Below are 13,786 nucleotides of genomic sequence, written 5' to 3' on the forward strand. Positions count from 1 at the left end.
CAGACCATGCGGTCAGCGGTCACATCCGGTATTAGCCCCAATTTCTTGGAGTTATCCCAGAGCCGGGGGCAGGTTGCCCACGTGTTACTCACCCGTTCGCCACTGATCCCCGTCCGAAGACGGTTCACCGTTCGACTTGCATGTGTTAAGCACGCCGCCAGCGTTCGTCCTGAGCCAGGATCAAACTCTCCGTAGATGAATTCAAATCCGGGCGAGAACCGAGAACTGGACGCTCTCGTCAATCAACCCAAAGAAACCCACAAAGGGGTCACATACATGGCACTGACTTTCGGCACGCTGTTGAGTTCTCAAGGAGCGGACGCGCAGCGACTCGACCCTCTCGGGCTTCGTCTCTGGCGGCTTGTCCCACTGTACGCCGTCTTCGGAGTCCTGCACCCGGGGGGGTGCTCTCCGCGGCCCTCCCGGGCCCGTCCGGCGCGTAGAGAACCATACACGACTCCTGGGGCCGGTGCGCAAGTCGGCCCAAGGCGTCCCGCGTCACAGGTGGCCCCGTCCCGGGTCGCGGCCGGCCGGCGGAGGTCTGGCCGGCGGAAGTGCAGAGGACCGTGGCCCGTCCGGAGGCTCGCCCCGAGCCTGCGGAGGCCGAGGGGGACGGGATCCTCCCTCAGAGGCCCAGGAAGCCCTCGATGCCGACCGTCAGGCCCGGGTGCCGGCCGATCTCCCGGACGGCGAGGAGCACGCCCGGCATGAACGACGCCCGGTCGTAGGAGTCGTGCCGGAGGGTCAGGGTCTCCCCCGCCGCCCCCATGAGCACCTCCTGGTGCGCCACCAGACCGGTCAGCCGGACGGCGTGCACCGCGACGCCCTCGACGTCGGCCCCCCGGGCGCCCGGGAGCGAGTCGGTGGTGGCGTCCGGCGAGGCGGGCAGGCCGGCTGCCCGACGGGCGGCGGCGACCAGGCGGGCGGTCCGCACCGCCGTGCCGGAGGGCGCGTCGACCTTGTTCGGGTGGTGCAGCTCCACGATCTCCGTGGACGGGAAGAAGCGCGCCGCCTCCTGGGCGAAGCGCATGAGCAGGACGGCGCCGATGCCGAAGTTGGGGGCGATGACGACACCGACGTCGGGCTTGGGCTCGAGCCACGCGGCGACGGTGGCGAGCTTCTCGTCGTCGAAGCCGGTCGTGCCGACGACGCAGTGGATGTTGTTGTCGATGCAGAACCGGATGTTGTCCATGACGACGTCCGGCCGGGTGAAGTCGACGACCACCTGCGCGCCGGCGTTCGCCACGTCGAACAGCCAGTCGCCCGCGTCGACCATGGCGACCAGCTCGAGGTCCTCGGCGGCGTGGACCGCCTTGACGACCTCGGTGCCCATCCGTCCGCGGGCACCCAGGACGCCGACGGGGATGAGCGGGGCCCCGCCGGTGGGGGCGGTGGATCCGTGCTGGTCGGGGGCGGCGGAGCTCGTGGTCACCGGGTCAGGCTTCCCGGCACCGGCGTGCGATGCAAGGCCGCTCCTCGGTCAGGCCCGGGCGCGCCGTCCGGCCCGGGCGCGCCGTCCGGCCCAGGCCCACGCCAGCAGACCGGCGAGGACGCCGACGACGTCAGCGACCCAGTCGGCCGCCGACGCCGACCGCTCCAGCGCCGACAGCCCCTGGACCACCTCGCTGAGCGCGGCATAGGCGACGAGGAGCGCGCCGAGGACGCCGGCGCGGGCACCGGCCCACCTGCCGCTGCCCGCCAGCGCGGCGAACAGCAGCAGGTGCACGAGCTTGTCCACCCCTGGCGGCGCCCAGGGGACGTCGTCCGCAGGGGCGAAGAGCACGGCCAACGACACCAGGACGACGACGGCGAACACGCCGCGCGAGAGCGCGCCGTGGACGGCGAGGGCGGGGTGCGGACGGGTCATCAGAGCCGGTCGAGGTCCGACTCGCGGTAGGGACCCACCACGGCCAGGCAGGTCTCCCGCGTGAGCAGCTCGGCGGCGACCGCGCAGACCTGGTCCTCGTCGACGCCGTCCAGCCGGTCGAGCACCTCGCGCACGGGCAGGTACTCCCCGTAGGAGAGCTCGCTCTTGCCCAGCCGGCTCATGCGCGAGCCGGTGTCCTCCAGGCCGAGGACCAGGCCGCCCTTGAGCTGGCCGCGTCCCCGCGCGACCTCCTCGGCGGTCAACCCCTCGGCGGCCACGCGCGCGAGCTCCCCGCGGACCAGCCGCAGCACCTCGGGCACCCGCTTGGGCGAGCAGCCCGCGTAGACCGAGAACGACCCGGTGCCGGCGTAGTGCGACAGCGACGAGCCGACGCTGTACACCAGCCCGCGCTTCTCCCGGATCTCCTGGAACAGCCGCGAGCTCATGCCCCCACCGACGGCGGTCTCCATGACCGCCGCCGCGTAGCGCCGCTCGTCGAGCCGGCCGAGGCCCACCGAGCCGAGCAGCAGGTGGGTCTGCTCCGTGCGGCGCCGCACCAGCCCGGTCGGCCGGGCGGGGGTGGTCGCCGCCCCCTCCTCGCCGCGGCGCAGCGGTGCCGGACGCGCCGGACCCGACAGCCGGTCGCCGAAGGCCGCGGTGACCAGGTCCAGCACCTGCTGGTGCTCCACCCGGCCGGCCGCGGTCACCACGATCGAGGGGACCGTGTAACGCCGGCGGTACCAGCCGTCGACGTCGTCCCGGGTCAGGGACTCGATGGACTCGACCGTGCCCAGCACCGACCGGCCGAGGGCGGTGCTGCCGAACAGCGTCTCGGCGAAGAGGTCGTGCACCAGGTCGGAGGGCTCGTCGTCGCGCATGGCGATCTCCTCGAGCACCACCGTCCGCTCGCTCTCCAGGTCCGCGGCCGTGTTGAGCGCGTCGGTGACCAGGTCGCCGAGCAGGGTGACGGCCAGCGGCAGGTCGCTGGCGAGCACGTTGGCGTAGTAGCAGGTGTGCTCCTTGGCGGTGAAGGCGTTCATCTCACCGCCCACGGCGTCCATGGCCGTCGCGATCTCCAGGGCGCTGCGGCTGCCGGTCCCCTTGAACAGCAGGTGCTCGAGGAAGTGCGAGGAGCCGGCGACCGCGTCCGTCTCGTCCCGCGAGCCGACGCCGACCCAGATGCCGACGGTCGCCGACAGCACCCCGGGCATCGTCTCGGTCAGCACCCGCAGGCCACCGGGCAGCTCGGTGCGCTCCACCCGGCCGCCGAACTCGTCGACGTCCAGGACGGCGGTCTCCCCGACACCGGCCGGGGCCGGGACGGGCGTGGTGGCGCCCGTCCCGGCCCCGGTCAGAGCCTGCTGCGTGTCCGTGGTCACGCCTCCGCGGGAGCCGCGGACGCGGCGTCGCCGGCCGGGGCGGCCTCGGCAGCGCCGTCACCCTCGGCCGCGACGGGCACGAGGCTGATCTTGCCGCGGGCGTCGATGTCGGTGATCTCGACCTGCAGCTTGTCGCCGACGTTGACGACGTCCTCGACCTTGCCGATGCGCTTGCCGCCGCCCAGCTTGCTGATGTGCACCAGGCCGTCCTTGCCCGGGAGCAGGGAGACGAAGGCGCCGAACGGCGTCGTCTTGACGACCGTGCCGAGGAAGCGCTCGCCGACCTTCGGCATCTGCGGGTTGGCGATGCCGTTGATCCGGTCCACCGCCGCCTGGGCCGAGGGGCCGTCGGAGGCGCCGACGTAGATCGTGCCGTCGTCCTCGATGGTGATGTCCGCGCCGGTCTCGTCCTGGATCGCGTTGATCATCTGGCCCTTGGGTCCGATGACCGCGCCGATCTTGTCGACCGGGATGCGCACCGTGGTCACCCGCGGGGCGTACGGGCTCATCTCGTCGGGGCCGTCGATGGCCTCGTTCATCACGTCGAGGATGTGCAGCCGGGCGGCGCGGGCCTGGGTCAGCGCCTGGGCCAGCACGTCGGACGGGATGCCGTCGAGCTTGGTGTCCAGCTGCAGCGCGGTGACGAAGTCCCGCGTGCCGGCGACCTTGAAGTCCATGTCACCGAAGGCGTCCTCGGCACCGAGGATGTCGGTCAGCGCGACGTACTGGGTCTTGCCGTCGACCTCGTCGGAGACCAGGCCCATGGCGATGCCGGCCACCGGGGCGCGCAGCGGCACACCGGCGTTGAGCAGCGCCAGGGTCGAGGCGCAGACCGAGCCCATGGACGTCGAGCCGTTGGACCCCAGCGCCTCGGACACCTGCCGGATCGCGTAGGGGAACTCCTCGCGGTCGGGCAGCACCGGCACCAGCGCCCGCTCGGCGAGCGCGCCGTGGCCGATCTCCCGGCGCTTCGGCGAACCGACGCGGCCGGTCTCACCCGTGGAGTACGGCGGGAAGTTGTAGTTGTGCATGTAGCGCTTGCGCGTCACCGGCGAGAGCGTGTCCAGCTGCTGCTCCATGCGGAGCATGTTCAGCGTGGTGACGCCGAGGATCTGGGTCTCACCGCGCTCGAACAGCGCCGAGCCGTGCACCCGCGGGATGACCTCGACCTCGGCCGAGAGCGGGCGGATGTCGGTGAGGCCACGGCCGTCGATGCGGACCTTGTCGCGCAGGATCCGCTGCCGGACGACCTTCTTGGTCACCGCGCGGAAGGCCGCGGAGATCTCCTTCTCCCGGCCCTCGAACCGGCCCGCGAGCGCGGCGACGGTGTCGTCCTTGAGCTCGTCGGTGGCGTCGTTGCGCTCGGTCTTGCCCGGGATCGCCTGGACCTCGGCCAGCCGAGCGCCCGCGTGCGCCTCGACGGCGGCGTAGACGTCGTCCTGGTAGTCGAGGAAGCGGGGGAAGTCCGCGACCGGCTTGGCGGCCTTCTCGGCCAGCGCCGCCTGCGCGTCGCACAGCGCCTTGATGAAGGGCTTGGCGGCCTCGAGGCCCTGGGCGACGACCTCCTCGGTCGGGGCGGTGGCGCCGCCGGAGACCAGCTCGATCGTCTTCTCGGTCGCCTCGGCCTCGACCATCATGATCGCGACGTCGCCGTCCGGGAGGACGCGGCCGGCCACGACCATGTCGAAGACGGCGTCCTCGAGCTCGGCGTGGGTCGGGAAGCCGACCCACTGGCCGTTGACGAGCGCGACGCGGGTGCCGCCGACCGGGCCGGAGAACGGCAGGCCCGAGAGCTGGGTCGACGCCGAGGCGCCGTTGATGGCCAGCACGTCGTAGAGGTGGCCGGGGTCCAGCGACAGGACGGTGATGACCACCTGCACCTCGTTGCGCAGGCCCTTGGCGAAGGTCGGGCGCAGCGGGCGGTCGATGAGCCGGCAGGTGAGGATCGCGTCCTCGGAGGGGCGGCCCTCGCGGCGGAAGAACGAGCCGGGGATGCGCCCGGCGGCGTACATGCGCTCCTCGACGTCCACCGTCAGCGGGAAGAAGTCGAAGTGCTCCTTGGGCTGCTTGCCGGCCGTGGTGGCCGAGAGCAGCATCGTGTCGCCCATGCTGACGACGACGGAGCCGGCGGCCTGCTTGGCCAGCCGGCCCGTCTCGAAGGTGATGGTGCGGCTGCCGAAGCTGCCGTTGTCGATGACCGCGGTGGCGGTGGTGACCCCGTCCTCGGGGTCGAACTCCGCGGCGGCGGTGCTGTTCTGGGTGGTGGGTGCGGACACGGTGTCCTCTTCCTACGTCGCATGCGGCGACGTCCTCTTGTGGCGTCTGCGCCGAACTGCGCCCGGGTGACCGGTCTTCGATCGAAGCCCACGGGAGACGTTCCCCCTCGCCTGGAGGGGCATGCCCGGGGGCCACTACCGAGGACCGACCAGCGTCGGGCCTCCGGCGCGCTGCCTGGGTTCGTGCGGCGGGTGCCGCACGAGAGAGGGGACCGTCCCGGCCGGGACGGTCCCCTCTGGCTCACCGGCGCAGGCCGAGCCGCTCGATGAGCGACCGGTACCGGTTGATGTCGGTCTTGGCCAGGTAGTTCAGCAGGCGGCGACGACGACCGACCAGCAGGAGCAGCCCCCGCCGGCTGTGGTGGTCGTGCTTGTGCTGCTTGAGGTGCTCGGTCAGGTCGCTGATCCGGCGGGTCAGCATCGCGACCTGCACCTCGGGCGAGCCGGTGTCCTTGTCGACCGTGGCGTACTCGGTCATGATCTGCTGCTTCGTCGCGCTGTCGAGCGCCATGGATCGCCTCCGGAGGCAGGTCACGTGTGGCCCCCGGTCTCTGTCACGGAGGCAGGCTGCACACAGGTCGGGTCGAACCGACCATCGATCAGGTTACCCCACGCTCCGTGGTCCTCCGGTCGACGTCCGGGAGCCACGACATCGTCGTCCTCCGGACGACACCGCGGCCAGGTGCCGTCCCGGCAGGTGCGGAGCCCTCCCCGTCGTTCCCCAGGGGAGCCTCCGGACCCCCGCTGGTCACGACGACGAGGAGGGCGCCTCGAGGACCCTGCGCGTGTCGGCGACGTCGCGGTCCATCTGGGCGACCAGCTCGTCGACGCCGGAGAACGCGGCCATCGGGCGCAGCCGCTGCACGAACTCCACCCCGACGTGCTCCCCGTAGAGGTCGCCGTCGAAGTCGAGCAGGTAGGCCTCCACCGTGCGCCTGCTGCCCTGGAACGTGGGGTTCGTGCCCACCGAGATCGCCGCCGGCGAGGTGCTCACGCTGGCCCCGGTCCGCGGGTCGAGGATGACCAGACCGCCGGCGTAGACGCCGTCCGCGGGGATCGCGGTGAACGGCGGGGACTCCACGTTCGCCGTCGGGTAGCCCAGCTCGCGGCCCCGCCGGTCCCCGCGGACGACCACGCCCTCGATGCGGTGCGGCCGGCCCAGCGCCCGCGCGGCCGACACCATGTCCCCGGCCGCGACGCAGGCCCGGACGTAGGTCGAGGAGATGGTGATCTCACCGTCCGCCGAGGAGTCGCCGGCCAGCGGGACCGGCTCCACGGTGAACCCGAAGCGCCGCCCCTCCTCCGCGAGCGTCGTGACGTTGCCGGCCGCGCGGTGGCCGTAGGTGAAGTTCTCCCCCACCACCACGGAGGCGGCGTGCAGGTGCTCCACCAGCACGGTGTGGGTGAACGTCCCGGGCGAGAGCCGCATGAACTCCGGGGTGAACGGCAGGACGCACATCTCGTCCACACCCAGCTCGGCGACCAGCTCGGCCTTGCGGTCCAGCGAGGTGAGGATCGCCGGGTGCGACCCCGGCCGCACCACCTCGGAGGGGTGGGGGTCGAAGGTGAGCAGCAGGCAGGGCCGGCCCAGCGCGCGGGCCCGCGCCACGGCCGTGCCGATCAGCTGCTGGTGACCGCGGTGGACACCGTCGTACATGCCGACGGTGACCACCGTGCGTCCCAGGTCCCCGGGGGTCGCCTCGAGCCCCCGCCAGCGCCGCACGTCGATGCGTCCGGGCCGCTCAGGCGACCCGGTGCAGCCAGCCGTGGGTGTCGGGCACCCGGCCGTGCTGGATGTCGAGCAGGTGCTCGCGCAGCCGCATGGTCAGCGGCCCGGGCTCCCCGTTGCCGACGGTGAAGTCACCGGTGCGCGCCTTGACCTCGCCGACCGGGGTGATGACCGCGGCGGTGCCGCAGGCGAAGGTCTCGGTGACCGTGCCGTCGGCGACGCCGGAACGCCACTCCTCCACGCTGAACCGCCGCTCGGTGACCCGGTGGCCCATCTCCCGGGCGACGGTGATCAGCGAGTCGCGGGTGATGCCGGGCAGCAGGGTGCCGGTGAGCTCGGGGGTGACCAGCTCGGCGTCGTCCCCGGAGCCGAGGACGAAGAACAGGTTCATCCCGCCCATCTCCTCGACGTAGCGCTTCTCCACCGCGTCGAGCCAGACGACCTGGTCGCAGCCGGCGTCGATGGCCTGCTCCTGGGCCAGCAGGCTGGCCGCGTAGTTGCCGGCGCACTTGACGTCGCCGGTGCCGCCCGGCGCGGCCCGGATGTAGTCCTCCGACAGGTACACCGAGACCGGGTGGACGCCGCGGGGGAAGTAGGCGCCGGCCGGGCTGGCGATCACCAGGAACAGGTACTCGTGCGCCGGGCGGACGCCGAGGAACGGCTCGGTCGCCAGCTGGTAGGGGCGCAGGTAGAGGGTCTGGTCGGGGCCGGTGGGCACCCAGTCGCGGTCGGCGTCGACGAGGGCGTCGACGGCGGCGAGGAAGGCCTCCTCGGGCACCGGCGGCATGGCCAGCCGCTTGGCGCCGCGGACGAAGCGGGCGGCGTTGGCCTCGGGACGGAAGGTGGCGACGCTGCCGTCGGGCTGGGCGTAGGCCTTGAGCCCCTCGAAGATCGACTGCGCGTAGTGCAGTGCGGCGGTGGCCGGGTCCACCTGCAGCGGCGCGTAGGAGGTCAGCCGGGCGTCGTACCAGCCCTCGCCCGCGCGGTAGCGCGCCACGAACATCGAGTCGGTGAAGTAGCGGCCGAAGCCCGGGTCGGCGAGCAGCTCGTCGCGCTCCGCGGCGGGGCGGCGCCGCACGTCCTCCACGACCACCGGCACGCCCTCGGTGAACACCCGGGAAGTGGTACGGCTGTCGGCGAGCGTGTCGGTCATGGCTCCCACCTGCGGCGTGCGCGGATCCGAGGGGCGGCCCGGCGGCTGCCGGACCGCCCGCTCACCCTAGCTCCGCCGCCGGCCACACCGGCGGGGGCCGCTGTGGGCGGTCACGGCCGGTCGGGTGCCGCGCTCTCGATCACCTCGTAGGACCACAGGTGGGAGGAGTTGCTGGCCGCCGGCGCGAGCTCGGACCCGCCGCCCCCGTGGGCGCGGGCGAAGTCCTGACCGGACTCCCACGCCCGGTAGGCCTCCTCGCTCTCCCACCGCGTGTAGACCAGGTACTGGTCGGTGCCCTCCAGGGGGCGCAGCAGCTCGAACCACTCGAAGCCCGGGGTGCTCTCGACGGCACCGGCGCGACCCTTGAAGCGCTCCTCGAAGCGCTCCTGCTTGTCCTTGGGCACGGTGATCGCGTTGATCTTGACGACGCTCATGGACGCCCCCTTCCCGGCGGGAGGCCGGGTCAATCCCGCGACGCCGCGGGGCGGCCGGTCGATCCCCCGACCCTGCGGGCCGGTCGGCCCCGGGTGAGGATGGCGCGATGACCGACGCCGCACCGGCGCCGCGGCCCGGCGTCCTCCTCGACGTCGACGGCACGCTGCTGGACACCAACTACCTGCAGGTCCTCGCCTGGTGGCAGGCCTTCCGCGACACCGGTCACCCCGAGGTCTCGATGGCCGACTGCCACCGGGCCATCGGCATCGCGAGCGCCGAGCTGGTCACCCACCTGCTGGGGGACGACGCTCCCGACACCGAGGAGGTCGTCGAGGCGAAGGAACGGCGCTACGAGCCGCTGCGGGAGCTGGTCGTCCCCTTCCCCCGCGTGGACCGGCTGCTCGCGGCGTGCCGCGAGCGGGACCTGGCCGTGGTGCTGGCGACCAGCGGCATGGAGTCCGACCTGGAGTGGATGGTGCCGGCCATCGGGGGCGAGGACGTCGTCGACGGGGCCACGACGTCGGCCGACGTGGAGTCGGCCAAGCCCGCGCCGGACCTGCTGCAGACCGCCGTCACCGACAACGGCCTGGACGCCGCGCGCACCGTCGCGGTCGGCGACACGGTCTGGGACGTGCGCTCGGCGCGGGACGCCGGCCTGCCGTGCATCGCGGTGACCTGCGGCGGCATCTCCCGGGCCGAGCTCGAGGACGCCGGCGCCGACGAGGTCTACGACGACCCGGCCGACCTGCTGGCGCACCTCGACGACTCGCTCATCGGCCGGGTGGCGCGCGGCCGGTGACGGGCTGCAACGGCCCGCGTCCGGGGCCCGTCCCGGGCCTGCGAGGGATGGGGGGACGCGGGGTCCTCCCTCAGCTCGGCGGGAACCCCACGGCGACGCGGGCGGTGGCACCGGCGTCCTCGACGAGGGCGACCAGCCGGTCCGCGCCGTCCACCGCGGCGTGCAGGCCGGGGGCGCCGGTGGCCGGGATCCGCTGCCCGTACCCGAGGGCGCGCGCCTCCTCGTCGGTCAGCGTGCGCACCGGGAAGACGGCGCGGGCGGCCTCGGTGAGACCGAGCACCCCCGCTCCCCCGCCGGCGGCCAGGGCCTGCCCGGCCTCCTCGACCGGCGCGGCCCCGGCCACCGTGAAGGGGCCGGAGGCGGTGCGGCGCAGCGCGGTGAGGTGCCCACCCACACCGAGCGCGGCGCCGGCGTCGCGCGCGATGGCACGGACGTAGGTGCCGGCGGTGCAGGAGACGGTCACGTCGACGTCCACCAGGTCCGGCGTGGGACGGCTGACGCGGTGGACGTCGAGCCGGTGGACGGTCACCGCCCGCGGCTCGAGCACCACCTCCTCGCCGGCCCGCACCCGGTCGTAGGACCGGCGGCCAGCGACCTTCACCGCGCTCACCGACGAGGGCACCTGCAGCAGCGGACCGGTCTGCGCGGCCAGGGCGGCCGCGACGGCGCCGTCGTCCAGGTGCCCGGCCGGGGTGGTGACGAGGACCTCGCCCTCGCGGTCGTCGGTGACGGTGGTCTGGCCGAGCCGGATGGTCGCCTCGTAGGTCTTGTCGTGCCCGCCGACGTACCCGAGCAGCCGGGTCGCCGTCCCGACGCCGAGGACCAGCAGGCCGGTGGCCATCGGGTCGAGGGTGCCGGCGTGCCCGACCCGGCGGACCGAGAGCACCCGCCGGGCCCGGGCCACGACGTCGTGCGAGGTCATGCCGCCGGGCTTGTCGACCAGCAGCAGGCCCGGGGGGACGTCGGCGTCCGTGCGTCTGCTCACGCCGTCACGGTGTCAGGCGCCCGCAGCCACCTCTCACCCGCCACCCGGACGAGCACGCCGACCAGCCGGAGCGCGATGAAGAGGGTCAGGCCGGTCCACACGCCGGCCAGCCCCCACCCCAGCGGGACGGCCAGCAGCGACAGCGGGACGAAGCCGACGAGGGCCGCCCCGATGGTCACCGAGCGCAGGTAGCCGACGTCGCCGGCACCCATCAGCACGCCGTCCAGGGCGAACACGACACCGGCCAGCGGCTGCATCGCGGCGAGGAACCACCAGGCCACGGTCGCCTGCGCCACGACCGCGGGGTCGTCGGTGAACAGCGGCAGCACCACCGGCCGCAGCGCCAGCAGCGCGGCCGCGACCACCACGCCGGTGCCCAGGCCCCAGGAGGTGACCCGTCGCGCGGTCTCGCGGGCGGCGTCGGGGCGCGCCGCGCCGAGGGCCTGGCCGACCAGCGTCTGCGCGGCGATGGCGTAGGCGTCGAGCACCAGGGCGAGGAAGAAGAACAACTGGATGGCGATCTGGTGCGCACCGAGTTCAGCGGTGCCGGCGCGGGCGACCACGCCGGTCGCCACGAGGAAGGACACCTGCAGGACGGCGGCCCGCAGCAGCAGGTCGCGGCCGATGACCAGCTGCGCCCGGAGCGCCGTGAGGCGGGGCCGCCAGGCGATCCCCTCGCGGAGCAGCGCGCGGACGAAGAGGGCGGCGGTGAGCGCCTGCCCGGCGACGTTGGCGACCGCCGACCCGACCAGCCCGAGCCCCGCGGGGTGCACGAGCAGCGGGCAGAGCACCAGGCTGGCGAGGCTGCCGGTGAGGACGTAGCGCATGGGGCGGCGCAGCTCCTGCACCCCGCGCAGCCATCCGTTGCCGGCCAGGGAGACCAGCAGCAGCGGCGCGCCGAGGGAGGCCACCCGCAGCCAGCTCTCCCCCGCCGCGGCCACCGGTCCGTCGCTGCCGGCGAGCAGCCGGGTGAGCGGGCCGGCGAGCAGCTGGAACAGCACGAGCACCGCCAGGCCGAGCGCCAGCGCCAGCCAGGTGGCCTGCACGCCCTCGGCGACCGCGCCTGCCCGGTCGCCGGCACCGGCACGGCGGGCAGCGCGGGCGGTGGTGCCGTAGGCGAGGAAGTTCAGCAGCGCGGCCGCCCACGCCAGCAGCCCGCCGCCGACGGCGAGCCCGCCCAGCGCGACCGTGCCCAGGTTCCCGACGACGGCGGTGTCGACCAGCAGGTACAGCGGCTCGGCGGCCAGCACGACCAGCGCCGGCGCGGCCAGCGCGAGCACGCCCGGAGCCCGCCGCCCGCTCTCGACGATCATGGCGCGGCGACCGCTCCCCCGGCCCCGGAGGTGGTCACGACGCCATGATCGCGGGGCCGTCCAGCAGGGAGCGGATGGCGGCCATGGTGGCTTCGCGGTCGTCGTGCGAGGTGAAGCCCGCCGCCGCCCGGTGGCCGCCACCGCCCAGTGCCGTGGCGACGCGGGCGACGTCCGTGGCGCCGCGGGAGCGCAGCGACACCGACCACGAGCCGTCGTCCTGGCCCTTGAGCACGCAGGCGACGTCGGCCTCCTGGGTGCAGCGGACGACGTCCACCAGCGCCTCGAGCTGCTCGCCGGGCAGGCCGTGCTCGGCGGCCTCGGCCGTGCTCGACCAGGTCCACACCAGACCCGCGCCGACCTCGGCCTCCAGCACGGCGCGACCGGCAGCGACCGAGAGCAGCCCCAGCCAGCCGAACGGGGCGGTGTCGAACAGCCGCTGGCTGATGGTGGCGTGGTCGATGCCGGTCGCGAGCAGCCGGGCGGCGAGGTCGTGGGTGTCGGGGCGGGTGTTGCCGAAGCGGAAGGAGCCGGTGTCGGCGGCGAGCCCCGCGTACAGGCAGGTGGCCAGCCGCTCGTCGAGCGTCACGCCCAGACCGTCGAGCAGGTCGGCGACGAGGACGACGGTCGCCGGTGCGGCCGGGTCGACCACGCGGACGTCGCCGAAGCCGGGGTTGCTCGCGTGGTGGTCGACGACCACGGAGGTGGCCGCGCCGTCCAGCAGGGCGGCCAGCTCGCCGAGCCGGCCCGGCGAGGCGGCGTCGAGGCTGACGAACAGGTCGGGGGACGCCGGCACCGCCGAGGAGGGCACCAGCCCCTCGGCCCCGGGCAGCCAGGCCAGCGACGCCGGGAGCGTGAAGGGGGCGGGGAACGTGGCCAGCACCCGGGCGCCGCGGCGCCGCAGGCCCTCGGCGAGGGCCAGCGTGCTGCCGAGGGCGTCGGCGTCGGGCTGCACGTGCCCGGAGAGGACGACGGTGGCCCGGGCCGCGGCCGCCTCGGCGAGGACGGCGGCGGCCCGGTCGGTCAGGTCCGTGCCGCGCGGGAGGGAGACCGTCACGACGCCGGGCCGGGGTCGGCGACCGGGGGCGCGTTCTCCTCCTCGGTCACCAGGCCGCCGCCGACCGGGTAGCCCACCCCGTCGTCGGGCTCGTCGGAGACGATGCTCGGCGCCTCGCCGATCTCGCCCCGTTTGCCGCCCCGGGTGGGGTCGCCGGCGTCGGGCTCGGGACGGCCGCCCAGCTCGGAGCGGCCCTGTCCCTCGTCGGGCAGGTTGGGGTCCGGGTCGTTCTCGCTCATGACACGCTCCTGCTCTGGGTGGGCTCGTCGGCGGTGTCATCGGCAGTCCCGCCGTCCGCCCGGTCGTCGGCGGGGTCTCCCTCGTCGTCGTCCTCGGGGGGACGGCGGTACGGATCGGCGTCACCGGCGTACGTCGCGCCGGCGCGGATGCGGGCGAGCTCGGCGTCGGCGTGCCGCACCCGCTCGAGCGCGGCGTCGAGCTCGCGCGCGGTGTCGGGCACGTGGTCGGCGACGAAGGTGAGCGTGGGCACGAACTTGATGCCGGTCTGCCTGCCGACGGTCGAGCGCAGCACGCCGGTCGCCGACGTGAGGGCCTTGGCGGAGTCCTCGGCCTCAGTCGCGTCGCCGTAGACGGTGTAGAAGACGGTCGCCTCGCGCAGGTCGCTGGTCACCCGGGCGTCGGTGACGGTCACCATGCCCAGCCGCGGGTCCTTGATCTGCGTCTCGATCGCGGCGGAGACGATCTGGCGGATGCGCACCGCGAGCTTGCGGGCGCGGGCCGGGTCGGCCATCGGACCTCCTGGTGCAGGGCGCCTCGGGCAGGCCGGGACGCGGGT

The 13,786-nt window shown here is 74.1% G+C and carries 14 protein-coding genes and 1 rRNA gene; 1 reads left to right on the forward strand and 14 read right to left on the reverse strand.

The annotated features are described in order from the left end of the window. From BLS21_RS00005 to BLS21_RS00050, 9 genes are all read right to left on the reverse strand, one after another. Positions 1 to 196, reverse strand: a 16S ribosomal RNA gene (locus BLS21_RS00005); the annotation flags it as partial. Positions 197 to 625: 429 nt separating this feature from the next. After that, positions 626 to 1,432, reverse strand: a complete 807-nt coding sequence (gene dapB / locus BLS21_RS00015; protein WP_091212257.1) for a 4-hydroxy-tetrahydrodipicolinate reductase — start codon at positions 1,430 to 1,432, stop codon at positions 626 to 628. 48 nt (positions 1,433 to 1,480) lie between these two features. Continuing rightward, positions 1,481 to 1,867: a VanZ family protein gene (locus BLS21_RS00020; protein WP_091212259.1), complete on the reverse strand. Its 387-nt coding sequence runs from the start codon at positions 1,865 to 1,867 to the stop codon at positions 1,481 to 1,483. Further along, positions 1,867 to 3,246, reverse strand: coding sequence for a M16 family metallopeptidase (locus BLS21_RS00025; protein WP_091212264.1), 1,380 nt, complete (start codon positions 3,244 to 3,246; stop codon positions 1,867 to 1,869). Before BLS21_RS00025 ends, BLS21_RS00020 begins: the two co-directional genes overlap by 1 nt. Next, the gene (locus BLS21_RS00030) at positions 3,243 to 5,522 is read right to left on the reverse strand and encodes a polyribonucleotide nucleotidyltransferase (protein WP_091212266.1); all 2,280 of its coding nucleotides are present in this window, start codon (positions 5,520 to 5,522) and stop codon (positions 3,243 to 3,245) included. Before BLS21_RS00030 ends, BLS21_RS00025 begins: the two co-directional genes overlap by 4 nt. A 241-nt stretch (positions 5,523 to 5,763) precedes the next feature. Continuing rightward, on the reverse strand, positions 5,764 to 6,033 hold the full coding sequence (gene rpsO / locus BLS21_RS00035; protein WP_091212269.1) for a 30S ribosomal protein S15: 270 nt from the start codon (positions 6,031 to 6,033) through the stop codon (positions 5,764 to 5,766). A gap of 237 nt (positions 6,034 to 6,270) precedes the next feature. Continuing rightward, positions 6,271 to 7,245 (reverse strand): bifunctional riboflavin kinase/FAD synthetase, encoded by a 975-nt coding sequence (locus BLS21_RS00040; RefSeq protein ID WP_091212271.1) that lies wholly within the window; start codon positions 7,243 to 7,245, stop codon positions 6,271 to 6,273. A gap of 19 nt (positions 7,246 to 7,264) precedes the next feature. Next, positions 7,265 to 8,404 carry a branched-chain amino acid aminotransferase gene (locus BLS21_RS00045; protein ID WP_091212274.1) on the reverse strand — a complete coding sequence of 380 codons (1,140 nt, stop codon included), beginning with the start codon at positions 8,402 to 8,404 and terminating at the stop codon, positions 7,265 to 7,267. Positions 8,405 to 8,514: 110 nt separating this feature from the next. Continuing rightward, entirely contained in the window at positions 8,515 to 8,838 is a 324-nt protein-coding gene (locus BLS21_RS00050; RefSeq protein WP_091212277.1) for an antibiotic biosynthesis monooxygenase family protein, read from the reverse strand. Between the two features lie 107 nt (positions 8,839 to 8,945). Here BLS21_RS00050 and BLS21_RS00055 point away from each other — a divergent pair, with 107 nt between their 5' ends. Then, positions 8,946 to 9,638: an HAD family hydrolase gene (locus BLS21_RS00055; protein ID WP_091212279.1), complete on the forward strand. Its 693-nt coding sequence runs from the start codon at positions 8,946 to 8,948 to the stop codon at positions 9,636 to 9,638. A gap of 70 nt (positions 9,639 to 9,708) precedes the next feature. Here BLS21_RS00055 and truB read toward each other — a convergent pair whose 3' ends face one another. The 5 genes from truB to rbfA are packed head-to-tail and all read right to left on the reverse strand — an operon-like array spanning position 9,709 to position 13,741. Further along, on the reverse strand, positions 9,709 to 10,623 hold the full coding sequence (gene truB, locus BLS21_RS00060; RefSeq protein WP_091212281.1) for a tRNA pseudouridine(55) synthase TruB: 915 nt from the start codon (positions 10,621 to 10,623) through the stop codon (positions 9,709 to 9,711). Further along, positions 10,620 to 11,936 (reverse strand): MATE family efflux transporter, encoded by a 1,317-nt coding sequence (locus BLS21_RS00065; protein ID WP_175479341.1) that lies wholly within the window; start codon positions 11,934 to 11,936, stop codon positions 10,620 to 10,622. Before BLS21_RS00065 ends, truB begins: the two co-directional genes overlap by 4 nt. A 34-nt stretch (positions 11,937 to 11,970) precedes the next feature. Then, a complete protein-coding gene (locus tag BLS21_RS00070) occupies positions 11,971 to 12,990 on the reverse strand; it encodes a DHH family phosphoesterase (RefSeq protein ID WP_091212284.1) in 1,020 nt (339 codons plus the stop codon). Then, positions 12,987 to 13,229, reverse strand: coding sequence for a hypothetical protein (locus tag BLS21_RS00075; protein WP_091212286.1), 243 nt, complete (start codon positions 13,227 to 13,229; stop codon positions 12,987 to 12,989). The genes BLS21_RS00070 and BLS21_RS00075 overlap by 4 nt, the downstream gene beginning before the upstream one ends. Next, positions 13,226 to 13,741, reverse strand: coding sequence for a 30S ribosome-binding factor RbfA (gene rbfA / locus BLS21_RS00080; RefSeq protein WP_091212289.1), 516 nt, complete (start codon positions 13,739 to 13,741; stop codon positions 13,226 to 13,228). Before rbfA ends, BLS21_RS00075 begins: the two co-directional genes overlap by 4 nt. Positions 13,742 to 13,786 lie beyond the last annotated feature (45 nt).

The organism is Geodermatophilus siccatus (genome assembly GCF_900103785.1).
Lineage (GTDB): Bacteria > Actinomycetota > Actinomycetes > Mycobacteriales > Geodermatophilaceae > Geodermatophilus > Geodermatophilus siccatus.